The 23,402-nt window shown below is 66.0% G+C and carries 18 protein-coding genes and 1 pseudogene; 8 read left to right on the top strand and 11 right to left on the bottom strand.

Annotated elements, in window-relative coordinates; translation table 11 throughout:
- The first annotated feature begins 3 nt into the window (after positions 1-3).
- A complete protein-coding gene (locus CAG46_RS04970; protein ID WP_085614455.1) occupies positions 4-1,422 on the top strand; it encodes an efflux transporter outer membrane subunit in 1,419 nt (472 codons plus the stop codon).
- A 136-nt stretch (positions 1,423-1,558) separates the two neighbouring features.
- On the opposite strand, the gene CAG46_RS04965 is transcribed toward CAG46_RS04970, so the two are convergent.
- A complete protein-coding gene (locus tag CAG46_RS04965; protein ID WP_085614456.1) occupies positions 1,559-3,178 on the bottom strand; it encodes a PvdJ/PvdD/PvdP-like protein in 1,620 nt (539 codons plus the stop codon).
- 347 nt (positions 3,179-3,525) lie between these two features.
- Between CAG46_RS04965 and pvdM the strand changes: the two genes are divergently transcribed.
- Together pvdM and CAG46_RS04955 are read left to right on the top strand one after the other, a co-directional pair.
- Positions 3,526-4,872 carry a pyoverdine-tailoring dipeptidase-like protein PvdM gene (pvdM, locus tag CAG46_RS04960; protein ID WP_085614457.1) on the top strand — a complete coding sequence of 449 codons (1,347 nt, stop codon included), beginning with the start codon at positions 3,526-3,528 and terminating at the stop codon, positions 4,870-4,872.
- Positions 4,873-4,889: 17 nt separating this feature from the next.
- Positions 4,890-6,176 (top strand): aminotransferase class V-fold PLP-dependent enzyme, encoded by a 1,287-nt coding sequence (locus CAG46_RS04955; RefSeq protein WP_085614458.1) that lies wholly within the window; start codon positions 4,890-4,892, stop codon positions 6,174-6,176.
- A gap of 142 nt (positions 6,177-6,318) precedes the next feature.
- Here CAG46_RS04955 and CAG46_RS04950 read toward each other — a convergent pair whose 3' ends face one another.
- Positions 6,319-7,284, bottom strand: a complete 966-nt coding sequence (locus CAG46_RS04950; protein ID WP_085614459.1) for an alpha/beta hydrolase — start codon at positions 7,282-7,284, stop codon at positions 6,319-6,321.
- Positions 7,285-7,426: 142 nt separating this feature from the next.
- Here CAG46_RS04950 and CAG46_RS04945 point away from each other — a divergent pair, with 142 nt between their 5' ends.
- Entirely contained in the window at positions 7,427-8,548 is a 1,122-nt protein-coding gene (locus tag CAG46_RS04945) for a cupin-like domain-containing protein (protein WP_085614460.1), read from the top strand.
- A gap of 141 nt (positions 8,549-8,689) precedes the next feature.
- Here the strand turns inward: CAG46_RS04945 and CAG46_RS04940 are convergent, their stop codons facing one another.
- From CAG46_RS04940 to CAG46_RS04905, 8 genes are all read right to left on the bottom strand, one after another.
- The gene (locus tag CAG46_RS04940) at positions 8,690-10,081 is read right to left on the bottom strand and encodes an aspartate aminotransferase family protein (protein ID WP_085614461.1); all 1,392 of its coding nucleotides are present in this window, start codon (positions 10,079-10,081) and stop codon (positions 8,690-8,692) included.
- Positions 10,082-10,297: 216 nt separating this feature from the next.
- Positions 10,298-11,620, bottom strand: a complete 1,323-nt coding sequence (locus CAG46_RS04935; RefSeq protein ID WP_025339993.1) for an ATP-binding protein — start codon at positions 11,618-11,620, stop codon at positions 10,298-10,300.
- Positions 11,617-12,300, bottom strand: coding sequence for a response regulator transcription factor (locus CAG46_RS04930; RefSeq protein WP_025339994.1), 684 nt, complete (start codon positions 12,298-12,300; stop codon positions 11,617-11,619). The genes CAG46_RS04935 and CAG46_RS04930 overlap by 4 nt, the downstream gene beginning before the upstream one ends.
- 120 nt (positions 12,301-12,420) lie before the next feature.
- The gene (locus CAG46_RS04925; protein ID WP_085614462.1) at positions 12,421-12,984 is read right to left on the bottom strand and encodes an NTP transferase domain-containing protein; all 564 of its coding nucleotides are present in this window, start codon (positions 12,982-12,984) and stop codon (positions 12,421-12,423) included.
- Entirely contained in the window at positions 12,981-13,952 is a 972-nt protein-coding gene (locus CAG46_RS04920; RefSeq protein WP_085614463.1) for an XdhC family protein, read from the bottom strand. Before CAG46_RS04920 ends, CAG46_RS04925 begins: the two co-directional genes overlap by 4 nt.
- A 3-nt stretch (positions 13,953-13,955) precedes the next feature.
- Complete coding sequence (locus tag CAG46_RS04915; protein WP_085614464.1) at positions 13,956-15,167, bottom strand: cytochrome c; 1,212 nt, start codon at positions 15,165-15,167, stop codon at positions 13,956-13,958.
- A 2-nt stretch (positions 15,168-15,169) separates the two neighbouring features.
- Complete coding sequence (locus tag CAG46_RS04910) at positions 15,170-15,706, bottom strand: (2Fe-2S)-binding protein (protein ID WP_025339998.1); 537 nt, start codon at positions 15,704-15,706, stop codon at positions 15,170-15,172.
- Positions 15,699-18,530, bottom strand: coding sequence for a xanthine dehydrogenase family protein molybdopterin-binding subunit (locus CAG46_RS04905; RefSeq protein WP_085614465.1), 2,832 nt, complete (start codon positions 18,528-18,530; stop codon positions 15,699-15,701). The genes CAG46_RS04910 and CAG46_RS04905 overlap by 8 nt, the downstream gene beginning before the upstream one ends.
- 323 nt (positions 18,531-18,853) lie before the next feature.
- Between CAG46_RS04905 and dsbD the strand changes: the two genes are divergently transcribed.
- The 3 genes from dsbD to dsbG are packed head-to-tail and all read left to right on the top strand — an operon-like array spanning position 18,854 to position 22,165.
- Entirely contained in the window at positions 18,854-20,569 is a 1,716-nt protein-coding gene (dsbD, locus tag CAG46_RS04900) for a protein-disulfide reductase DsbD (RefSeq protein WP_085614466.1), read from the top strand.
- Entirely contained in the window at positions 20,569-21,405 is an 837-nt protein-coding gene (locus tag CAG46_RS04895; RefSeq protein WP_025340001.1) for a TlpA disulfide reductase family protein, read from the top strand. The genes dsbD and CAG46_RS04895 overlap by 1 nt, the downstream gene beginning before the upstream one ends.
- A 1-nt stretch (position 21,406) precedes the next feature.
- Positions 21,407-22,165, top strand: coding sequence for a thiol:disulfide interchange protein DsbG (dsbG, locus tag CAG46_RS04890; protein WP_085614467.1), 759 nt, complete (start codon positions 21,407-21,409; stop codon positions 22,163-22,165).
- A 324-nt stretch (positions 22,166-22,489) separates the two neighbouring features.
- Here the strand turns inward: dsbG and CAG46_RS04885 are convergent.
- Positions 22,490-22,792: pseudogene (locus CAG46_RS04885) on the bottom strand (phosphopantetheine-binding protein); the annotation flags it as partial.
- Positions 22,793-23,165: 373 nt separating this feature from the next.
- Here CAG46_RS04885 and CAG46_RS27730 point away from each other — a divergent pair.
- Positions 23,166-23,366, top strand: coding sequence for a hypothetical protein (locus CAG46_RS27730; protein WP_139832751.1), 201 nt, complete (start codon positions 23,166-23,168; stop codon positions 23,364-23,366).
- Positions 23,367-23,402: the final 36 nt, after the last annotated feature.

The raw sequence follows: 23,402 nt of genomic DNA, 5'->3' as shown, positions 1-23,402 counted from the left end.
CCCATGACTCTGCCTAGCCGCATCAGCCTGTTGACCTTATGCGTATGCCTCGCCGCCTGCAGCACGCCGCCAACACCCGCCAGCGGTATCGCCGCGCCATCCGCCTGGCAAGGCGAGGCCGCATCACCCTCGGCACAACTGCCAACGACACAGTGGTGGCAAGCCTTCGCCAGCAGCGAGCTCGACCGCCTGGTACAGCACGCCCTGCACAATGCCCATGACCTGGCTGCCGCCACGGCGCGGGTACGCCAGGCCCAGGCCCGCGCGGTCATTGCCGGCGCGCCGCTGTTGCCGGAGCTGAAGCTGGGCCTGGACGGCAGCCGCCAACGCCTGCTGCACGGTGACGGCTATGACCAACTGGATGTCAGCCGCAGCGAACCCACCAGCACCTCGTTCGACATGCAGCTCAGCGCCAGCTACGAAATCGACTTCTGGGGCGGCCTGCGGGCGACCCGTGACAGCGCCCTGCGCAGCCTGGATGCCAGCCGCTTCGACCGCCAGACCGTGGCGCTGACCCTGGTCAGCGCGGTGGCCGACAGTTACCTGCAGGGCCTGGCTTTGCAGGAACAGTTACGCATTGCCCACCTCAACCTGCGCAATGCCCAGGACGTGCTGGGCCTGGTCGAGGCACGCCAGCGCAGCGGGTCCGCCACGCGCCTTGAACTGGCCCAGCAGCGCAGCCTGGTGGCCGCGCAGCAACGCCAGCTGCCGTTACTGGAACAGAAGTGGCAAGACAGCCGGGTCACCCTGGCGACCCTGCTCGGCGACCCGGTGCAGTCGCTACCCACCAGCCAGGACGCGATCAACACCCTGCAATGGCCCACCATTGGCAGCGGTGTGCCCAGCGAGCTGCTCACCCGCCGCCCGGACATTGCCGCGGCAGAAGCACGGCTGGCCGCTGCCAGCGCCAACGTGCAGGTCGCCCGCGCCGCCATGCTGCCCAAGCTCACCCTCGGGGCCAACCTGGGAGCTGGCGCCAATACCTTTGCCCATTTGTTCGACAGCTCCTACTACACCCTCACCAGCGGCCTGGTCGCGCCGATCTTCAACAACGGCCGGCTGCGTGCCGCGCGTGAACTGGCCGAGGCTGAACAGATGGAGTTGCTGGAGACCTACCGCAGCAGCATCCTGGCCGCTTTTGCCGATGTCGAGAAAGCGCTCAATGCGATCCAGGGCGTGGACCGCCAGCGGCAGTGGCAGGATGAAGAGGTGGTGCAGGCGCGGTTGGCGTTCGACCTGGCGCAGCAGCGTTATGGCGCGGGAGCGGAGACGCTGTTGAGCGTGCTGGAGACCCAGCGCACCTTGTATGTGGCGCAGGACCAGCAGGCACAACTGCGCCTGGCCCGGTTGCAGGGTAGCGTGGCGTTGTACAAGGCATTGGGGGGTGGGTGGCAACTAGAACACCTGCGCGCCCCGTTGTAGGAGCGGCCTTGTGTCGCGATGGGCCGCAAGGCGGCCCCGGCATTATCCGCATCAACGCTGAAATCCGGAGGCTGCTGCGCAGCCTATCGCGACACAAGGCCGCTCCTACAAAAAGGCGGCGCATGCCTCGGGGGCTTCAACGCGAGCGCTGCGCCACCTTCAGGTTGCGCGCATACCACGGCCGCTGCGGTACCTTGGGCCGCAGCTTGTCGAGCAGGTCTTCATCGCTGTAGATGATGCGCAAGGCCAGCTTCATGGTCTCCGGGTCCATTTCTACACTGCGCCCGGGCCGCAAACCCGGCACCGTCGAGCAGCCATGGGTATCCGGCCCCAGCCACGGGTCGGCCACCTCCACCCAGCGCCCTGGCGCAAACCATGGCACGCCATTGACTTCCAGGCGCCGTACCTCGCCCGGGTGCAGCCGCTCATGAGCGTGGAACCAGTCCTCGACGCGGTCGTCGATCCAACCATGAAAGTGCCAGAACACCGGGTTCACATGGGATGAAAACGGGTCACCGAGAAAATCGTTCTGTTCGGCGAACCAGCGTTCGGCAAAATCATCCGGCGTGCGCGCCGTCGGCACCGGCATGCCGTTGGAGGGGTCGCGCGGCACCGATGCCCAGCGCATGTGCAGCCAGTCGTGCAGGCCCAGCTCCACTTCCGAACCGAACTGGCCCAGGGTCAAGGTGCTCAGGTACTCCGGGTCGGTGTAGCGTGACTCCCAGACCAGGAAGTTGCCATGGAAGGTATCCGGCGTCTTGATGTCGCGCACCCACTGGGTGTATTCCGCATCACCGCTGGCCAGCCAGGTGGGCGGCAGGGCATTGCCGTCATGGTTGTCGAAGTAGCGGGCGAATCCGGCCCGGTCGCGCTCCAGTTCCGGCTGCGGCAGCGGGAAGCGCGTCCATGACGGCAAGTCCTGCAAGGCACGCGCCCTGCCAAGCATGTGCCGGTGCATGAAGAAAAAGTCTTCGCCCGAGCCGTTGCGGTCCTTGTGCCGGCCCCGCGCGTCACGCTCGCGATCACGCGGCCCGGGCTGCCAGCCCAAGCCACGCAGGGCGCCCTGTTTGTCCTTGCCCAGTTTGTGCCATTTGTCCCGCGACGAGTGCCACAGCTGGTGGAACAGGCGATGCTCCGGGGCGGTCAGCCAGGCCAGCAGTTGCGGGTTCAGCGGGGTACGCTCGCGCGCCTCGGGGAAGGTGCGCTTCAACGCCAGAAACTGGTTGTCCTCCACGGGCAATGTCAGCGCGCGGTCCAGGCGTGCAATGCGCCCGTTGAGGGTCGCCGGCCCGGCGTTGCCGAACCGGCCCCAGACCTCGTCGAGCACGATATGGCATTCATAGCGGGCCTGGGCCGAAAACAGGCGCCAGCGCAGGGTACCCGGCTTGTCCGCCAACAGGTCGCCTACCACGCGGTAGCGCGGCTCTTCCTGCCCTCGCAGGCGCTCGGGGGTGTCCAGGTAGCCGCGCAGGGCGCGCCCGCTGGTTGCCACATCCAGGAACAGCTCCAGTTCACCCGTGGGCAGGCCGTCCAGGCCCGCATCCTTGCCCTGCAGGGTCCAACGCCAGATGCCGCGCAGGGTATCGCCCAACTGCTGCAGGCGGGTATCGGCCAACTCGACGACGGCCTCGCCAGGGGTTTCCGGGAATTCCTCGGCGGCACGCTGGCGCTGCACATACAGCGCCCCCAGCGCACCGGGCACCGCCACACCCGTCAATGCCACACCGGCGATGAAACCGCGTCGGGAAATCGTCATTGCATACCTGTGCATTCATTGCGGCCATGGAGCACGGCCCGTCCAAGGCTAGAACGTTGTACGGCAGGCGAAATTTAGCGGCTTGCCAACCCCAAACCTTGAAGGCAACTCGGTCAATGTAGGAGCGGCCTTGTGTCGCGAAAGGGCCGCAAGGCGGCCCCGGCAATTTTGCAGAGGTGCGAAGATCCTGGGGGCGCTGCGCACCCCTATCGCGACACAAGGCCGCTCCTACAGGGCCCTGCGCCAGCGACCTGATAGCGGCTAAATTTCTCGGCTGCGAGCTCGTTCACTGCAGGTAGCGGCGGCCTCTGTGCCCATCCCTCGACGGTGAACCTACTGAGACCAAGATGACGACTCCACGCTGGAAGAAAGCCCTGTTTATCAGCCTGGCCGCGGCGGTTGCCGCTGGCGCCGGGTTTGCCGCCTGGCATTACTTCGCCACACCCGCCGGCTATCCCAGGGAGGTGACCCGCCAGGCCAACGACCTGCAGGAACGCATCATCTCGTTCGACAGCCATGTCACCCTGCCGCTGACCTTCGGCACCGAAGGCAGCGAGGCCGACAAGGATGGCAATGGCCGCTTCGACCTGGCCAAGGCCGCACGCGGGCGTTTGTCTGGCGCGGCCCTGACCATCTTCGCCTGGCCAGAGTCCTGGACCGGTGACGGTGGCCCGCACCGCCCTACCCCAGGCTTCGTCGAAGCCGCCCGCCACACCCAGGAGGTGCGCTACAACGCCATCACCGCCATGGTTCGCGACTTCCCGCAGCAGGTGGGTATTGCCTATACCCCGCAAGACATGCGGCGCCTGCACGGCGAAGGCAAGTTCGCGGTGTTCCTCAGCATGCTCAACGCCTATGCGCTGGGCGATGACATCGACCAGCTCGACCGTTGGGCCGCGCGCGGCGTGCGCATGTTCGGCTTCAGCTACGTGGGCAACAACAGTTGGGCCGACTCTTCGCGCCCGCTGCCGTTCTTCAATGACACCGCCGATGCCCTGGACGGCCTGTCGCCGCTCGGCAAGCGCGCTGTGCAGCGGCTGAACGACCTGGGCGTGATCATCGATGTGTCGCAAATGTCCAGCAAGGCGCTGGCCCAGGCCGTTGCCCTCAGCCGCGCGCCGGTGGTGGCCTCGCACTCGGCGCCACGGGCGATGGTCGACATCAGGCGCAACCTCTCCGACAAGGAGCTGCAGCTAATCAAGGACAGCGGCGGCGTGGCCCAGCTGGTGGCCTTCTCCACCTACCTCAAGCCCTTGAGCAGCAAGACCCAGGACAAACTCAACGCCCTGCGCGCCCGCTACGCCCTGCCGCCACTGGCCAACCTCGACTACGCACTGATGCCCGGTGACCCGGTGATCGCCGGCTGGCCCGAGCAGAAGGTCGGCCAGTACGCCAACGCGCTGTACGGCATTCTCGAGGAGGAACCGCCGGCCACGCTCAAGGACTATGGCGACGCCATCGACTACACCGTGCGCAAGGTGGGCATCGACCATGTCGGCCTGAGTTCGGACTTCAACGAAGGCGGCGGCATCGACGGTTGGCAGAACGCCAGTGAAGCACGCAACGTCACCGCCGAACTGATCAGCCGCGGCTACTCCGAAGCGGATATCGCCAAGCTCTGGGGCGGCAACTTCCTGCGGGTGTGGGAGCAGGTGCAGCGCGCCGCGCAACCTGTCGCCACCTCATCCCCCTGACCCTTGCGAGCCAATTGATGAACGATCGTCGCACCTTTCTCAAACAGGCCGGCCTGTTTGCGGCCGCCCTGCCCCTCACAAGCCCGCTGCTGCCTGCCGCCCGAGCGACGGCGGCGCAGCCTGCCACCGCCAGCGACTGGGCCGGGTTTCGCAACCTGTTCGAGCTGGACCCGGCCTACGCGCACTTTGCCAACTTCCTGATCACCTCGCACCCACGGCCCGTGCGCGAAGCCATCGAGGCGCTGCGTGCCCGCTTCGACCGCCACCCGGCCCGCATGGTCGACTGGGACAGCCAGTCGGAATGGAAGCACGAAGCCGCCGTGCGTGAATGGGCGGCCCGCTACCTCGAAGTGACGCCCCGGCAAATTGCCCTGACCGGCAGCACCACCGAAGGCCTGGGGCTGATCTATGACGGGCTGAAGATTGCCCCGGGGCAGGAAATTCTCACCACCGTGCACGAGCATTCGGCCGCCCGCCATACCATGGGCTTTCGCACCACGCGCGATGGCACACCGGTGCACCGGTTGCGCCTGTTCGACGACCCCGCCAAGGTCAACAGCGACCAGGTACTGGCCACCATCGCGGCGGCCATCGGGCCGAAAACACGGGTGCTGGGCATGACCTGGGTGCACTCGGGCAGTGGCGTGAAACTGCCCGTGGGCGAGATCGGCGCGCTGGTGCGCGAGGTCAATCGCCAGCGTGACGAGCAGGACCAGATCATCTACGTGATCGACGGTGTGCATGGCTTCGGCGTCGAAGACATGCGCTTTGCCGATCTCAACTGCGACTACTTCATCGCCGGCACGCACAAGTGGATGTTCGGGCCGCGGGGTACCGGGATCATCTGCGCGGCGTCCACCGAACTGAAGCAGCTGAACCCGACCATTGCCACGTTTTCCGAGAACGAGGACTTTGCCACGGTGATGACGCCCGGGGGTTACCACGCGTTCGAGCACCGCTGGGCATTGGGCAAGGCGTTCGAGCTGCACCTGCAGTTGGGCAAGGCGGCGGTGCAGGCGCGGATTCATGGGCTTAATGGCTATCTCAGGCAGCGGCTTGAGGCGCTGCCGGGGGTCGAGCTGGTGACACCGCGCAGCACGCAGTATTCGGCGGGGTTCACCTTCTTCCGGGTCACGGGGCAGGATGCTGACGAGGTGGCCCGGTATCTCAACAGCCAGCGCATCGTGGTCGATGCGGTTTCGCGGGATGTCGGGCCGGTGGTGCGGACGGCGCCTGGGCTGTTGAATACCGAGGCGGAGATCGAGCGATTGGTCGATGTGTTGAAGAAGCACCTTCGCGGGTGAGGCCCTGGGGCCGCTGTGCGGCCCATCGCGACACAAGGCCGCTCCTACAGGTACAGCGCCAAGTTCGAATAGACGCGGTCTTCTGTAGGAGCGGCCTTGTGTCGCGAAAGGGGCGCGCAGCGCCCCCGGCAATCTCGGCCCATCACCGGCCAATGAGCCGCTTCAACCACTCCCCGACATCCCGGTAAATCCCCTCCACCTGCCCCACGATCCCCGACATGCGCAAGAAGTCATGGGTCAACCCCTCCACCCGGGCAAAGGTCACCGCCGTCCCACCCGCCACCAGCCGGTCACGATAGGCCATGCCCTCATCATGCAACGGGTCATACTCGGCCACGAACAGGCAAGCCGGCGCCAATGGCTCGCACAGCGTCGACAGCAACGGCGACACCCGCCAGTCCAGGCGCTGCTCGCGCTGCGGCGCATAATGCTGGTAGAACCACTCCAGGGTAGGCGTCTCCAGCAGGTAACCCTCGGCATGCTGGCGATGGGACTCACGCCAGCAGGAGATATCGGTCACCGGGTAGAACAGCAACTGTGCCAGCGGCTTGAACGCCAGCGCCTCGGGCTGCTCCACCGCCGTAATGGCCAGCACCGCCGCCAGGCTGGCGCCCACACTGTCCCCTGCCAGCACCACCCGGCGGTTGTCCAGGCCCAGCGAGGCCGCCTGCTCAGCCAGCCAGTTGGCGGCGTCCAGCACATCGTGCAGGGCTTTCGGGAACTGCTGCTCCGGTGCCAGCCGGTAGTCCGCCGCCAGCACCGCGAACTCGCCCAGGGCCGCCAGGCGACGGCACACCGAGTCATGCGAATCGAGGCTGCCGACCACATAGCCGCCGCCATGCAGGTACAGGATCACTGGCTGCAAGGCAGCACCAGCATCGCCCTGGCGGTACAGACGAGCAGCCAGGCGGGCACCGTCGCGCGCGGTAATCTGCAACTCGCTGGCCGTGACGTTGCCGGGCGGGCTCGGGTCGAGTACCTGCGAGCTGCCTTCGAACTCGGCACGGGCCTGGGCCACGTCCATCGCGTGCATGGGCAGGCTCCTGCCCGTCAGCCGGCCAAATTCGACCAGTTCCAGAAATGCCGCCAGATCAGGGTGCAGTGCCATGTGGGTTCCTTGGGTGAACAATGTGACTCGAGCATCCCTACGGGACGTAGCAGCACACCGAAAAATTACCCGCCCACACGGCTAAATCGTTGGTGCAGGCACTCGTTATCCCAGCACAACGAAAGACCGCCAGAGGCATACCGTGGACCTTCAGAGCATCCTCAGCAAACTGTTCGCCAACGCCCATGCCGTCGGCATCGAAGGCGTTTTCCAGTTCGTCTTCGGCCAGGACCGGGCCTTCTGGTCGGAGGTGCGTGACAGCAGCCGCACCGGTGCCGGCCGGCACAGCGCCCCGGACGTCACCATCGAGGTGGCCGAGCGTGACTTCCTCGGCATCATGGGCGGCACCGCCAACGTCGAAGAACTGTTCGCCAGCGCCCGCCTGAAGATCAGCGGCAACATGGGTTTGGCCACCCTGCTGCCGCAGATCATCAGCAACGCCCGGCGCGGCGCGCCGGCGACCAAGGTGTCGATGAACCACCGCTACCCGACACCGGCACGCCTCAGCGAACGGGTTTCGGCCGCGCAACCGGTGCAGCGCGAGGTGGCACGCATTGCCCGCGCCGACATGCCGCTGGCGCGCTTCCAGGGCGAATACCTGGCGCACGGGACGCCGGTGGTCATCAGCGATGCCCTGCAGGACTGGCCGCTGTTCACCATGGGCCGCGAAGCTTCGCTGGAGCATTTCGCCGAACTGCAGGGCATCACCCGGCACGGCGACTACGTGAAGAAGACCTTCTCCACCGACCGCGACTTCCGTTCCACTTCCATGGCCGACTTCATCGCCTCGCTGGACACCCCTGCCAAACCCGGCGAAACCCCGGCCTACATGGGCAACAACATCGTGCCGGAAAAGCTGCTGACGCTGATTCGCTACCCGCAGTACTTCGCCCGCGAGAAGTTCATTGCGCCGCGCATCTGGATCGGCCCCAAGGGCACACTGACGCCACTGCACCGCGACGACACCGACAACCTGTTCGCACAGGTATGGGGGCAGAAGTCGTTCATCCTTGCCGCGCCGCACCATCGCCCGGCCCTGGGTACCTGGTCGACCAGCCCCAAGGGCGGCCTGGACGGCTGCGACTTCAACCCCGACGCCCCGGATTACCAGCGCTTCCCGGCGGCGCGCGAGGTGCCGTTCCTGCGCGTGGTGCTGCAGGCCGGTGACCTGTTGTTTCTGCCCGAAGGGTGGTTCCACCAGGTGGCGTCTGTGACCACCTCGCTGTCGGTGAACTTCTGGGTGAATTCCGGGCGCGGTTGGTAGCCGGGATTAGCAAGGGGCGCTTTGCGCCCCTATCGCCGGCAAGCCAGCTCCCACAGGTACAGCGCAAGCCTTCCGGTCGGCGCAGTCCCTGTGGGAGCCGGCTTGCCGGCGATAGGGCCGCGCAGCGGCCCCGGCAATCGATCAGACCGCCGCGATCAGCGCCTCGGTAAAGCGCTGCGCGACCTCATCGATCTGCTCGCCACTGATGATCAACGGCGGCAGGAAGCGCACCACCGCCCCATGCCGCCCACCAAGTTCCAGGATCAGCCCGCGCTTGAGGCACTCGCGCTGCACCTTCGCCGCCAATTCACGGTTGGCCGCCGGATGCCCAAGCGCATCCCGCTGGCCTTGCGGGTCCACCAGCTCCACCCCAAGCATCAGGCCACGCCCGCGAATATCACCCAACTGCGGATAATCCCGCTGCAACTGCTGCAGGTGCTGGCGCAGGCGCTGGCCCATGGCCTCGGCATGCTCTGCCAGGCGATGCTCGACCAGGTAATCGATCACCGCCGAACCCGCCGCCATGGCCATCTGGTTACCACGGAAAGTGCCGGCGTGGGCGCCCGGTTTCCAGGTGTCCAGCCAGTCGCGGTACACCACCACCGCCAGCGGCAGGCTGCCGCCGATGGCCTTGGACAAGGTGACCACGTCCGGGATGATGCCGGCATGCTCGAAGGCGAACATGCGCCCGGTACGGGCGAAACCGCTCTGGATCTCATCGACGATCAACGCCACGCCGGCCTGCTCGGTGATACGGCGTACACCCTTGAGCCACTCGATATCGGCCGGAATCACCCCGCCCTCGCCCTGCACCACCTCGAGGATCACCGCCGCCGGCAGCGGCACGCCGCTTTCCGGGTCGAGCAGCAGGGTTTCCAGGTAATGCAGGTTGGCCCTGACCCCGGCTTCGCCACCCAAGCCGAACGGGCAACGGTAGTCGTAGGGGTACGGCATGAACTGCACACCGTTGCCGAGCAAGGCACCCAGCGGCTGCTTCGGGCCATGGCTTCCCATCAGGCTCAGCGCACCCTGGCTCATGCCATGGTAGGCGCCATGGAAGGCCAGCACGGTGCTGCGGCCGGTGGCGCTGCGCACCAGTTTCAGCGCTGCTTCCACCGCATCAGTACCGGTCGGGCCGCAGAACTGGACCTTGGCCTCACGGCGCAACGCCTCGGGCAGCACGCCGAACAGGTCCTGGACGAAGCGGTCCTTGACCGGCGTGGTCAGGTCCAGGGTGTGCAACGGCAGCTCATCGGCCAGTACCCGATGGATCGCCTCGACCACCACCGGGTGGTTGTGGCCCAGCGCCAGGGTGCCGGCGCCGGCCAGGCAGTCGATGAACTGGCGGCCTTCGACATCCTCCACATGGATGCCACGGGCGCGCTTGAGCGCCAGCGGGATGCGCCGCGGGTAGCTGCGGGCGTTGGACTCCTGTTGTTGCTGGCGTTGCAGCAAGGGTGAATCGGTGAACTCGTACAAGGCACGCGGCGCGCTGGCCGGCGGGACCTGGGCAAGGCAGGAAGCGGTGGACATGGGTGAATCCTCGCAAGCAAGCGAAAGTGCGGTGTTCGTCGCTTGGAGAACGCTTGAGTGCGAGGAGGATTTAGCGGTTGCTGTGGGATTTTTGAAAGCAGGCCCGGCCTCTTCGCGGGTAAACCCGCTCCCACAGGATTGGCACAGATCTCAGGGTTGATGCAGTACCTGTGGGAGCGGGTTTACCCGCGAAGAGGCCGGCACAGGCAATAAAAATCAATGCCCCGAGCGCGCCGGCACTTGCAACAACACCCGCAACCCATCACTGCGGCTGTCGAACTTCAGGCTACCGGCACAACGCTGCACGATCGCCTGCACGATCGCCAGCCCCAGCCCGCATCCACCACTCTGCCCGTTACGCCAGAAGCGCTCGGTCAGGTGTTCCAGGTCCGCCTCGGCAATCCCCGGCCCATGGTCCCGCACCATGAAGCCCACCTGGCCGTCAGCCATCTGCACCTCAAGCTCCACCGCCTCGTCGCCGCCATGGCGCAAGGCGTTGTCCAGCAGGTTGCGCAGCGCCGCCACCGCCAACGGCGCAGGCATGCCCAGGTAGATCTGCGTAGCGGCTTCAGGCAAGCGCAGCACGATGCGCCGGTTGTCACCGCCGCCGGCATCCTGCACCGCCTGCCGGGCCACCTGCTCGGCGCTGCACTGCACGCCATCCTCGAACGACAGGCTGCCCTCCACCCGCGCCAGCATCAACAACTGCTCCAGCGTGCGGTGCATGCGGTCGGCGCCCTGCTCGGCATGTTCCAGCGCCTGCTCACGCACGGCGCCATCGGTCATCCGCGCTACCTGCAGGTGGGTCTTGATCGCCGTCAGCGGGCTGCGCAGTTCATGCGCGGCATCGTCGGTCAGGCGCCGCTCACGCTCGATGGTCTGGGCAATGCGCAGGAACAGCTGGTTCTGGGTTTCCAGCAACGGTTGCAGTTCGCTGGGCATGCCCGCCACCTGCAGCGGCTCGACGCTGTCCGCGCGCCGGCGGCGCAGGGCATCGCGCATGCGGTTGAGCGGCTCCAGGCCCTTGCCCAGGCCGATCCACAACAACCCCAGGCTGCCAAGCAGGGCCATCAGCACCGGCGCCGAGGCTGCCAGCAGGATCGACTGGTTCAGCGCCTCGCGCTCCATGTGCCGGTCGGCGGTAGTGATACGCACATCGCCATGGTTGTAGGTGAAGGTGCGCCACAGCGCGTCGTCGATGGTCTGGTCACGGAAACCGCTGCGTTCATCGTCCATGACGCCATCGTGCTTGTGGTTGCTGGCGAGAATCTCGCCACGCAGCGAGCTGACCTGGCAGGCCATGCCGTCCGGCACGCTGAACTGGTCGGCGGAAAAGTGCGCCTCCCCGCCCTTGGCGGTCAGCGGCTGCGGCAGTTGGTCGATCAGCCCGGCGACCATGCGCGCCGAAGCCACCAGGCGCTGGTCGAGGGAGAACATCATCTGCTGGCGCAGGTCGCGCAGCATCCACGCGGCGGCCAGCGCCCAGATGATCACGAAGGCGCTGCCCAGGATCAGGCTCAGGCGTACCCGCAGGCTCATGATGCGGCCTCCTCCGGCGCCTGCGCCGGGCCAAGGCGGTAGCCCAGGCCGCGCACGGTCTCGACTATGCCGTTGCCCAGCTTGCGCCGCAGATGGTGGATATGCACGTTCAGGGCATTGCTCTCGACTTCGTCGCTGAAGCCGTACACGCAGTCTTTGAGCTGCTCGCCGGACAGCACCCGCCCGGGGTTCTGCAGCAGCGCCTGGAGCAATGCCTGTTCACGCCGGGACAGGTCGACCGGCTGGCCGGCCAGGGTTGCCTCGCAGCTGCTCGGGTCGTAGCGCAGCGGGCCGTGTTCGATCACATTCACCGCCCGCCCGGCCACCCGTCGCAGCAGGGTGTGCAGGCGAGCAGCCAGCTCGCGCAGGTCGAACGGCTTGAGCAGGTAATCGTCGGCGCCGGCCTGCAGGCCATCGACTCGGTCGGTGACCGCATCACGGGCGGTGAGCACCAGCACTGGCAGCGTCTCGCCTTTCTCGCGCAGGCGGCGCAACAGCTTCAGGCCGTCTTCGTCGGGCAGGCCAAGGTCGAGAATCATCACGTCGAACTGCGCGGCCTGCAGCATCGCCCGTGCATCGGCGGCGTTGCCCACACGGTCCACGGTCAGGCCCTGGGCGGTAAGGCCGGCGCAGATGCCGGCGGCGATCAGGTCGTCGTCCTCACAGAGCAGAACGTGCATGGCGGGGCTCCCGGAATGGTGTGGCTGGCATTGCACCTTGGGCAGATTAAGGGGGGATTATGGACCTTTTGTGGGGTGGATTGGGGTGTTCGTCTTGGGTGCGATGGCGAACACCAGGGCCTAAATCAACCCCTGCGGCGTATCTACATCCAGCAACACCCCAGCATCCTCCACTTCAACCACCACGCAACGATCCCGATGCGCCTGCACCACCGACCGGGCCCCTTCATCCCCGGCAAGCTGCCCCAGCGCCGGCCAGAAGTCGCGGCCGAAGACCACCGGGTGCCCCTGCTGCCCCGCATGGCGCGGCAATACGATGGTCGAGGCGGTGGCCGCCTCGGCCAACCGACGCAAGGTTACCGATTCGATCCAAGGCATATCACCCAGCAAGATCGCCACCGCCTGCGCCTGGCTGTCACCCAACGACCTGGCGCCGGCAGCCAGGCTATGCCCCATTCCCGACGCCGCATCCGGACTGGCGATAACCCGGCAATCGGCAGGCAAGGCAAAATCCTCGCTCCACTCGCCCGCGCGCAACACCACGCGCACATCATCGAACACCGCTTGGGCCCGTTCCACACTATGCGCCAGCAGGCTGCGACCATCAGCCAAGGTCGCCCGGCGCTTGTCTGAACCGAAACGCGTGCCGCGGCCTGCCGCCAGCACCAGCGCAACCACGCTCACAGCGCGCCCCGCTCGATGCCGTTGCGCACCCGCAGAATGTCGGCGAGCACCGCCAAAGCGATCTCGGCCGGGGTCTTGCTGCCCAGGTTGAGGCCGATCGGGGCGTGGATGCGGCCCAGTTCGACCTCGCCCAGGCCACCGATCCGCCTCAGGCGTTCGCGGCGCTTGTCGGAGGTCACCCGGGAGCCCATCACACCGATATAGAACGCCTCGGTGCGCACCGCTTCGAGCATCGCCAGGTCATCGATCTTCGGGTCGTGGGTCAGCGCCACCACGGCTGTGTCGGCATGGCAACCGCCATGGGCGATGAACTCTGACGGCAGCTCGCGACGCACTTCGATGCCATCCAGCCGCACGCCGTCGAGCACTTCGTCACGGGGCTCGCAGAGGATGACCTCGAAGCCCATGCCCTTGCCGAACTCGGCACAGAAATGCGCGACGCTGGAGTACCCGGCCAGCAGCAGACGCTGGGCGGCCCCCACACGCAAACGTACACAGGCACGTTCACGCTGCACACGCGGCCCCTGGCTGTGGTCATCGGCAAGCAGGCGCCTGCCCTCGGGCAGGCTCACTTCACGCAGCACGCGGCGCTGGCCCTGCAATGCGCTTTCCAGCTCACGCAGGTGCGCCTGCACCTCGCATTCGGCCGGCAGGTTCTCCACCAGCACTTCCAGCACGCCGCCACAGGGCAGGCGGATGCTCGAACGCGAGTCGCTGCCATCGCCATAACGCACGATGGCCACTGGCTCGGGAAACTCCCCCCGGCCCACGCGCTCGAGGAAGTCGTCTTCCACGCAGCCACCGGACAGCGAACCCAGCCACTGCCCGCTGGCGTTCACCGCCAGCAGCGAGCCCGGCGCACGGGGCGCCGAGCCATAGGTGGCGAGCACCGTGCACAACCACACCCGCTGGCCGCCGCACGACCACTGCAACGCCTGGCGGACCACCTGTAGATCGAGATGCTGCACCCTTTACTCCGCCTTCAGCTCGGCGAGCTGCTGTACGCTCAGGTCACCGGGCAATCCACCCCAGGCCTGGCGCAGGTAGTTGACCATATCCGCCACCTGCTGGTCATCGAGCTTGTCGGCAAAGCCCGGCATCGGCTGCATGCGCTCGAAGCCGGTGAACTGCTGTTCACGGATGCCTTCGAGGACCACCTTGACCAGGTTGCGCGAGTCGGCCTGGCGCAGCACCGTGTTGCCGCGCATGGCCACGGCGATGTGCGGCTTGCCCTCGCCGTCCACCCCATGGCAGCCGGCGCAGACATTCAGGTATTGCTGGCGGCCGCGCTTGGCGCTGTCGCTCATCTGCTCCAGTGCCACCGCCTGGATGGCCTTGGCCGGTGGCGGCTGGTCGCCCAGCAGGTAGGTGGCCATGGCCGCCAGGTCGGCATCCTCCAGGTGTTGGGTGCTGTGGTGCACCACCGGGAACATTTCGTTGAACATGCTGCCCTGGGCACTGATGCCGTGCTTGAGGAAGGTGGTCAGGTCCGGCTGGGTCCAGCCGCGCTCGGCCAGGTCCTGGGCCAGCAGGCTCGGGGCCAGGTAGCCACCCAGCAGGCCGCCGCTCAGGCGCTGGTCCTGCTGCAACGCACCGATCGGGTTGCGCGGGGTATGGCACTCGCCGCAATGGCCCATGACTTCGACCATGTACTGCCCACGCTGCCAGGCCGGGCTTTTGCCCTCGGTCGGCTGCAACTGCACACTTTTACCGTACAGCATGTTCCAGCCGCTCAGCCCCTGGCGCACGTTGAACGGAAAGCGCAACGCAGTCTGCGGTGCCGGGCGGTTGATTGGCGGCACGGTCATCAGGTAGGCGAGGATCGCGTCCGAATCTTCGCGCTTGATCAGGTGGTACGAGGTGTACGGCATCGCCGGGTAGAGGTTGGCGCCGTCCTTGCGCTTGCCCTCGGTTACCGCCGCGAAGAATTCGTCGGCGCTGTAGTTGCCGATGCCGTACTGCTTGTCCGGGGTGATGTTGCTGCCGTAAATGGTGCCGAACGGCGAATGGATCGGCAGGCCGCCGGCGTACGGCGCGCCGCCTTCGGCGGTGTGGCAGGCCATGCAGTCGGCCGCGCGGGCCAGGTATTCACCGCGCTTGACCTGCGCCTGGTCGGCTGCCTGGCCAAGCGAGGTAATGGCAAGGCCGAGAGCCAGCGCCAGTGCGCTACGAACAAGACCCATGCTCAACCCTCCTTGACCAGGCCGAGGTCGTTGAGCACCGTGCGGGTGGCGTCGTAGTAACGCACGTAGCCGGTGCAACGGCAGATGTGGTGGCCCAGGCTCGCCTCGATGCGGTCTTCCACCTCGCTTTTCTTCAACGGCTGGCGCTGGGCGGTTTCTACCAGCACCGTGGCGGCATTGACGAAGCCCGGCGCGCAGTAGCTGCACTGGAAGGCGAACAGGTCGACGAACTTCTGCTGGATCGGGTTCAGCGTGAGGTTGCCAGCCTCGTCCTGTCTGGCATGGCCCTCGATGGTGCGGACCTTCTTGCCCTCGAAGTAATGCGCGCCGGTAATGCAGGTGCGCACCTCCTCGCTGGTGCCGTCGGGGTTGTCGACGATCACCACGCAGGCGTGGCAGATGCCCTGGCCGCAGCCCAGGCGCGAGCCGGTGAGGTTCTGGTGTTCGTGCAGGTAGTCGATCATCGCCAGGTCGTCGGGGACCTCGACCGGGCCGACCGGTTGACCGTTGAGGGTCAGTTGCAGTGGACGGTTAGCCATTGAGGGCCTCCTTGATACGGGCTGGGGTGATGGGGAGATCGCGAACGCGCTTGCCGATGGCATGCGCGACGGCATTGCCGATGGCACCGACGACCGGGATCATCACCACTTCGGCGATGCCCTTGGACGGGTCGGTCGGTGACAGCGGCGGGAGGATTTCGCTGGTCTGCTGCCACACCGCCACGTCGCGCGCATGCGGCAGGCGGTAGCGGTTGAAGTTCCAGTCGCCCTCCCCGGGCCCGCCCTCGTACAACGGCATTTCTTCGGTCAAGGCATGGCCGATGCCCATGGCGATACCGCCCTCGAGCTGGCCCTTTACCAGTTCCGGCACCAGCACCCGGCCGCACTCGACCCAGCTGTGGTGGTTGAGCACCTGCACTTCGTGAGTGCCCTTGTTCACCTTGACTTCGACAATGGTCGCCACCGGGCTGTAGTAGGTGACCATGGCGTTGTTCAGCTGGGTGTCGGGGTAGGCGGCGTTCTGCCGGTCGAGCAGGTGGTAGCCGTGGCTGCTCATCTGCGCCTTCTTGGCGTTCACCGCGCCATCGCCGTACTTCACCGCCACCGCGTCGAGCGGGAAGCGCTCGCGCACACCGTCGATGACGAAGTCGGCCTCGGCCCAGCTCCAGCGGTTGAAACCGTGCACGCTGACGCCGGTGACCAGGCCCATGTCATGGGCCTTTTGTGCCAGCTGGGCGAACGGGATCGGTGACAGGCCATTGCCGGTCAGCTCGCCGTTGACCCATACCGCATTCTCGCGGCGCACCACCAGCGGGTTGGCCTGGCCGCCGTACGGGCCCTGGCGCCAGATGGCCATGGCCGCCGGCCACAGACCGTGGTTGAACAGCACGCGTGCCGCTTCGCGGGTGGCATGGCTGAAGTAGAAGGCCGAGTTGGTCGCCGACGACGGCGAAGCAAGCTTGCCGACCCAGCGCGGGTTGCGCAGCGCGGCGTCCTGCTCGGGCTGGCTGATCAGGTACGGGTTGCCGCTGGTGGTCAGCTGCAGCTCCGGCCATTCGGTGACCGCGGTCTTCACCTCGTCGGCCGAGCGGCCAAGGAAATCGCTGACCACCAGGGCCTGGGAGGTGGACATGCCGGTACCCAGCTCGGTGCCGATGTGGCGCAGGCTGATGCGCCCATCGCGGCTGAATTCGATGCTGGCCATGGGGGCTTCGGAGCCGGTGCCGAAGTCTTTCTGGCAGATGGCAAAGCCCACGCCATACCAGTGGTCCGGGTCCTTGGCGTCCATCTGCTGCTTGCGCGCGTCGCGGTTGCGCCACCAGTCGTGCACGGCGGCCTTGTCGAGAATCTCGTACAGGCGCAGGGCGCCGGCCGGGACCGCGCCCTGGGTGTTCTTCATGCCCGACTTCAGCGCGTTGGCGCGGCGCAGGTCGATGGCATCGACGCCCAGGCGCCCGGCGATCTCATCCACCATCATTTCGGTGGCGGCCATGGTCTGCAGGGTGCCGTAGCCGCGCATGGAGCCGGCCTCGACGCCACGGGAATGATAGGCAGTGACCGACAGGTCGTTCTGCGGCATGTAGTAGATCGACTGCGCCGCCGTGGCACCCACCGCTGCCACCGACGGGCTGTAGTTGATACGCCCGCCGCCGTCGCAGCTCATGTCGGCGCGGAAGATCTTGAAGCTGTTGTCCTTCTTGTCCACCGCCAACTGGTAGCGGATATCGAAGGCATGGCGCTTGATGCCGCTCTGGAACTGCTCGTAGCGGTCGTTGGCCAGGCGGATCGGCACACCGGCGCCATACAGCGCGGCCACGGCGGCGTAGAAGACGAAGATGTTGTTGTCTTTCGAGCCGTAGCCCACGGTATAGCCCGGGTGCATGTTCAGCGTGTTCAGGGCGAAGCGCGACGGCTTGATCATGTGCACGCATTCCTGCGCCACTTCGAACGGGCACTGGGTCGCGACCACGAAGTGCAGCGTGCCGCTGGCCGGGTCGTACCAGCCGTTGCCGTTGTCCGGCTCCAGGGCGGCCGGCTCGATGGACGGCGTCTTGTAGCGCTGGTCGAACACCAGCCAGTCCTCTGGCGGGTTTTCCAGCTGCTCGGCCATGCGCTTGGCGTAGAACAGGCCCTGCTCGGTCAGGTCGCCATGCTGGTTGGGCTGCTTCGACCACACCGGCTTGCGGTTGAGGATGGTGGGGAACAGCATGGAATTCTTCAGGCTGGAAAATTCATCGTCGTCGAACGGCGTGGCACCGCCCACGCGCACGAAGCGGAAGCTGCCGTAGGGGTCGCGCTGGTACAGCGGCGCCTGGGCGCCATAGCGGATCGCCTGGTCGTTGAACTGCAGCTTGCGCTTGGCCTGGCGGAAGCGCTCGAAGTCGTGCCAGATCAGGATCGCCACCGGGTGGCCGATGAACATCGGCACCTTGCCGGGCGGCAGCAGCGGGTCGGGCGAGTGGGCCTCGGGCCAGGCGATGCCGTCCTTTTCCAGATCGGCAGCGGTGACGATGCGGTCCGGCTGCAGGTCGGCGCCAAGCAGGCTGAGGTCATGGCCGGCATAGATACGGTCGGCCTTGGTCGCCTTGAGCAGCAGCGCATGCCCCTGCTGCGCGGGCCAGCCGGGCATGTCCTTGGCACGGATGTCGCGGGCGAACACCTTGTCGCCGCACACCTTGGACAAGGCATCGTTACGGAAACGCGCCTTGCCGTCATGGTTCATCCACTTCTGCGGCGAGGTGGTGACGCGTTCCTCCATCAGCGCGGCGAATGCCTGGCTGCCGAGCGGCGCCATGGTCACGCCGACACCAGCGATCAGGCCGCCTTGCAGGAAGGCGCGCCGGGAAATATCACGGTTGGACATGCTTGATCCTCTGGGCAGCAGGGGGACTGCCCTTTTTTTGATTCTGGTACTAGCCTGAAAAGCTGACCTGTACGTCAACTTTACAGCAATTGTGTTGGCGCAGGCAAAGTCAAGTCGACAATATGTCGCGACATGTCTGGGATCTGGGGCGGAATTTGCTCTGGGGCTGGTAGGTGTTTGTCTTAGGATCTCCCAGGCGCAGACCATCCCACGGCAAACACCTGCAAGCCCTGATGCGCCTTCTGACCAAAAACCAGAGTTAACCTTGGGTTAATCGACCCAAGCCAGCATGACCCCTTTCAACGTACTGCCAAGGCGAAGACATGCGCGTCCTCCTGCTCTTCCTGACACTGCTGCTGGCCGGCCCGTTGCAGGCCAACCCGTTCGATGTCAAACCGGACTTCCTGCCGGTCAACCAGGCCTTCGTGCTTACCCACGACCGCCAGGCCGACGGCCAGATGCGCCTGTTCTTCCAGATCCAGCCTGGCTACTACCTGTATCAGAAACGCCTGAAGTTCGACGGCCTGCCTGCCGAACAGCACCCGCAACTGCCGGCCGCTCTCAACCACCACGACGAGTTCTTCGGCGACAGTGCGGTGTACCGCGACCAGCTCGAACTGCTGCTCCCGGCCGATGCCCGGGGCCAGCTGCGCCTGGGCTGGCAGGGCTGTGCCGACGCCGGCCTGTGCTACCCGCCGCAAACCACGTTGGTCGACCTGGGTGGCAGTGTGGCGCCGGCGGCCGAACAAGCCAGTGACCAGGCCCTGGCCAGCGACCTGCAACAAGGCCACCTGGCCTGGAGCCTGCTGGCGTTCTTCGGCCTGGGCCTGTTGCTGGCCTTTACTCCCTGCTCGTTGCCGATGCTGCCGATCCTCGCCGGGCTGGTACTGGGCAATGGCGCCAGTGCCCGGCGCGGCTGGATACTGGCCGGGGTCTATGTACTGAGCATGGCCCTGGTGTATGCCGCCCTGGGCGTGGTCGCCGCGCTGCTGGGTGCCAGCCTGCAGGCCTGGCTGCAGCAACCCTGGCTGCTGGGCAGCCTGGCGGGGCTGTTCGTGCTGCTGGCCCTGCCGATGTTCGGCGCCTTCGAACTGCAACTGCCCGCCGCCGTGCGTGACCGCCTCGACCGCGCCGGGCAAGGCACCCGTGGCGGCAACCTGTATGGCGCGGCGCTGCTCGGCGCGCTGTCCGGCCTGCTGATGGGCCCGTGCATGACCGCGCCGTTGGCCGGCGCGCTGCTGTACATCGCCCAGAGCGGCGACGTGCTGCAGGGGGCGCTGGTACTGTTTAGCCTCGGCCTGGGCATGGGCGTGCCGCTGCTGTTGCTGGTAACCCTCGGCAACCGCTTCCTGCCCCGCCCGGGCGCCTGGATGAACCGGGTCAAGGGCGTGTTCGGCTTCGTGTTCCTGGGCATGGCGCTATACACCTTGCGCAGCCTGCTGCCCGCAGCATTGCTGCTGGCCCTGAGCGGCGCCTTGCTGATCGCCCTGGCCTGGGCTGCCTGGCCGGCCCTGCAGCGGTTGCCGGCGTTGCGCGCGTTGCCGCTGCTGGGTGCCCTGTGGGGCGGCCTGCTGCTGGTGGGTGCGGCGGCCGGTGGCGACGACCTCTGGCAGCCGCTGCGCCCGTTCGCCGGTGGCGGCGCTGCGCCGGCTACCGGCCAGCACACCGAGGACGCCTTCGTCACCGTCAGCCGCCCCGAAGACCTGCAACGCGAACTGGATGCGGCCAAGGCCCGTGGCCAATGGGTGATGCTCGACTACTATGCCGATTGGTGCGTGTCGTGCAAGGTCATGGAAAAACAGGTGTTCGCCCGCAGCGACGTGCAGGCCGGCCTGGCCGGTGTGCACCTGCTGCGCCTGGACGTGACCGCCGACACCCCGGCCAGCCAGGACCTGCTGCAGCGCTACCAGGTACCTGGCCCGCCCAGCATCATCTGGGTCGGCCCGGAAGGCGACGAACGCCGCGCGCGGCGCATCACTGGTGAGGTGGATGCCGCCGCCTTCCTGCAACACTGGACCCAGACCAGGAGCCAAGGCTGATGCTGACCGTAACCCTCGGGCCATTGACCATGGCCCTCAACCACCTGCTGATGCTCACCGCCCTGGTGATCGCCAGCATGGTCGGCTGGTGGGTCGCCCGGCGTGGCGGCGAGAGCCCGGAATCGGCACTGTTCAACCTGTTCCTGATCGGCCTGCTGTGCGCACGCGCCGGCTTCGTGCTGGCCTATTGGCCGATGTACCAGGACGACCCGCTGCAGATCATCGATATCCGTGATGGCGGCTTCCTGTTCTGGTCGGGCCTTGCCGGCATCGTGCTCGGCGCCTTGTGGCAGGGCTGGCGCCATCCCGGCCTGCGCCGCCCGCTGGGCTGGGCGCTGTTCAGCGGCGCGCTGTTCTGGGGCCTGGCCAGCCTCGGTGGCCACCTGTACAGCAAGGGCACCGAACTGCCCGAGCTGAGCCTGCGCAAGGCCAACGGCCAATCCGTAGCGTTGCACAGCTACCGCGGCAAACCGCTGGTCATCAACATCTGGGCCACCTGGTGCCCACCCTGCCGACGCGAAATGCCGGTGCTGCAACAGGCGCAAAGCGCTTACCCGCACGTGACCTTCCTGTTCGTCAACCAGGGCGAGACCCCGGAAAACGTCAGTACCTTCCTCGCCACCACCGGCCTGAGCCTGACCCACGTGCTGTTCGACGGCACCGGTCTGCTGGCCCAGCGCGTCGGCTCCATGGCCCTGCCCACCACCCTGTTCTACGACGCCGACGGGCGCCTGGTCGGCAGCCATCTGGGCGAGCTGTCCCGGGCCAGCCTGCGCCACGCCCTGGAGCCTTTCGACCGGGCCACCGCGCCCGCCCCTGCCGCACAAGGAAACTGACATGCGACTGACTGCACTGCTGCCCCTGTCCCTGGCCCTGCTGGCTGCCCCCACCCTGCAGGCCGAAGAGTTGCCCAAGGCGATTGCGCAACTGCAAGCCAAGGGTGCCGTGATCAAAGGCAGCTTCGACGCCCCCAACGGCCTGCGCGGGTATGCCGCCGAGTACCAGAACAACGGCCTCGCGCTGTACCTCACCCCTGACGGCAAGCATGTACTGGTTGGCAGCCTGTTCGACGAACAGGGCAACGACCTCAGTGCCGAGCCGCTGAAAAAGCTGGTGTATGCGCCGATGAGCAAGGAAATCTGGGCGAAGATGGAGAAAACCTCCTGGATCGCCGACGGCAAGGACGATGCACCGCGCAAGGTGTACCTCTTCAGCGACCCCAACTGCCCGTACTGCAACATGTTCTGGGAGCAGGCACGGCCGTGGGTGGAGTCGGGCAAGGTGCAGTTGCGCCATATCATGGTCGGCATCATCCGCGAGGACAGCCCGGGCAAGTCGGCGGCGCTGCTGGCGGCGAAAGACCCGGCCAAGGCACTGCAGGAACATGAAAAGGCCGGCAAGGCCAGCACACTGAAACCATTGGCACAGGTACCAGAGGCGGTGCAGCAAAAGCTGGCGGCGAACATGGCGCTGATGGAAGAAATGGGCTTGCAGGCGACCCCGGCGATCTTCTATCAGGATGACCAGGGCAACCTGCAGAGCCAGCAAGGCGCGCCGCGTCCGGAGTTGCTTGGGAAGATTCTCGGCAAGCGCTGATGTGAAATCGCCGGGGCTGCCTTGCAGCCCATTCGCAGCACAAGGCTGTGGCGGCCCTGTGGGAGCGGGCAAGCCCGCGAAGAACTCAACGCGGTGTTATGGCACCGGCTGCGCCGGTGTTCGCGGGCATGCCCGCTCCCACAGGTGCAGCGCCAAACCTCGAGAACAACGCCGTATCTGTAGGAGCGGCCTTGTGTCGCGAAAGGGCTGCACAGCAGCCCCAGCAATTTCAGCTTTTATGCAGCAATTTTGGGGCCGCTATGCGGCCCTTTCGCGACACAAGGCCGCTCCTACAAGGGGCGGTGCAGGCCTCACTTGCTCTGGTCACACCCCCTCCAGCTCGGCCATCAGGTCACTGAGCCGGTCGACCTTGTCGTCATCCAGCACACTGCCCTGCAGCCCCTGCCCCTGCACATACACCGCCAGTTCCTCCACCGTGCTGCACCCGAACATCGCCCGCAGCGGCACGTTCAACTGCAACTGCTTCTGCACCCGCGAGGCGATCTGTGTGGCCAGCAGCAAATGCCCGCCCAGCTCGAAGAAGTTGTCGTGCACCCCGACCCGCTTGGCCTTGAGCACATCGGCCCAGATACCTGCCTGCACCACCTCAAACTCATTGCGCGGAGCTCATCAAGTGGCGCATTTCTCTGAACCACGATCAGGTTTTACATCTTGAAACACTAACTTCCACATCCAAAACAATAAACACACTTCCGCTCCGCCAATCGCAAAAAGAACACTCACTACTGAATCACATATCATTCTCACGAGACATACAGACCAGCCCCACACCAAAATAGGAAGTTTCTCACTCTCTCAATTAATCATTGGACATTCATCAGAGACACCCCTCAGCCAATTCCCACAACACCAACTGAGACTTAAACAACCAGATAGCGGCCTTAGCAGTGAATCACTCCCGACAAACTTGACGCACATCAAGTTCAACTCTAAACCTGCAGTCACCCCGGCGTTCGGGGTCACACTGAAGGAGAGTTAAATGAGCAATCAATTTGGCATCACCCTCATGACATTGGAGTTCGATAAAGACTGCAACATGGAGTCGGAATTCTTCGGAGGATCTGGTAGCAAAGGCGGCTGCGGCGGAAGTGGTGGATGCGGTGGCGGTGGTGGCTGTAACGGCGGCAGTGGTGGACATAACAACATTGATCTCGACACCCTCAAACAGAAAGGACGTTAAGTAAACAGCGGGCGCCCAGTGGCCGTACAACTGGCG

Origin of the sequence: Pseudomonas sp. B23(2017) (genome assembly GCF_002113725.1) — a bacterium.
Taxonomy (GTDB): domain Bacteria; phylum Pseudomonadota; class Gammaproteobacteria; order Pseudomonadales; family Pseudomonadaceae; genus Aquipseudomonas; species Aquipseudomonas putida_Z.
Note: the sequence above shows the minus strand (reverse complement) of the source record. Positions and strands in the feature narration are given on the sequence as shown.

Bases quoted from the DNA above. Each gene is read 5' to 3' on its own strand.
- CAG46_RS04940 (WP_085614461.1), bottom strand. From the start codon at position 10,081: ATGTCCACCGCTTCCTGCCTTGCCCAGGTCCCGCCGGCCAGCGCGCCG.
- pvdM (WP_085614457.1), top strand. From the start codon at position 3,526: ATGACGACTCCACGCTGGAAGAAAGCCCTGTTTATCAGCCTGGCCGCG.
- CAG46_RS04895 (WP_025340001.1), top strand. From the start codon at position 20,569: ATGCTGACCGTAACCCTCGGGCCATTGACCATGGCCCTCAACCACCTG.
- CAG46_RS27730 (WP_139832751.1), top strand. From the start codon at position 23,166: ATGAGCAATCAATTTGGCATCACCCTCATGACATTGGAGTTCGATAAA.
- CAG46_RS04965 (WP_085614456.1), bottom strand. From the start codon at position 3,178: ATGACGATTTCCCGACGCGGTTTCATCGCCGGTGTGGCATTGACGGGT.
- dsbG (WP_085614467.1), top strand. From the start codon at position 21,407: ATGCGACTGACTGCACTGCTGCCCCTGTCCCTGGCCCTGCTGGCTGCC.
- CAG46_RS04955 (WP_085614458.1), top strand. From the start codon at position 4,890: ATGAACGATCGTCGCACCTTTCTCAAACAGGCCGGCCTGTTTGCGGCC.
- CAG46_RS04910 (WP_025339998.1), bottom strand. From the start codon at position 15,706: ATGGCTAACCGTCCACTGCAACTGACCCTCAACGGTCAACCGGTCGGC.
- dsbD (WP_085614466.1), top strand. From the start codon at position 18,854: ATGCGCGTCCTCCTGCTCTTCCTGACACTGCTGCTGGCCGGCCCGTTG.
- CAG46_RS04905 (WP_085614465.1), bottom strand. From the start codon at position 18,530: ATGTCCAACCGTGATATTTCCCGGCGCGCCTTCCTGCAAGGCGGCCTG.
- CAG46_RS04935 (WP_025339993.1), bottom strand. From the start codon at position 11,620: ATGAGCCTGCGGGTACGCCTGAGCCTGATCCTGGGCAGCGCCTTCGTG.
- CAG46_RS04970 (WP_085614455.1), top strand. From the start codon at position 4: ATGACTCTGCCTAGCCGCATCAGCCTGTTGACCTTATGCGTATGCCTC.
- CAG46_RS04950 (WP_085614459.1), bottom strand. From the start codon at position 7,284: ATGGCACTGCACCCTGATCTGGCGGCATTTCTGGAACTGGTCGAATTT.
- CAG46_RS04915 (WP_085614464.1), bottom strand. From the start codon at position 15,167: ATGGGTCTTGTTCGTAGCGCACTGGCGCTGGCTCTCGGCCTTGCCATT.
- CAG46_RS04930 (WP_025339994.1), bottom strand. From the start codon at position 12,300: ATGCACGTTCTGCTCTGTGAGGACGACGACCTGATCGCCGCCGGCATC.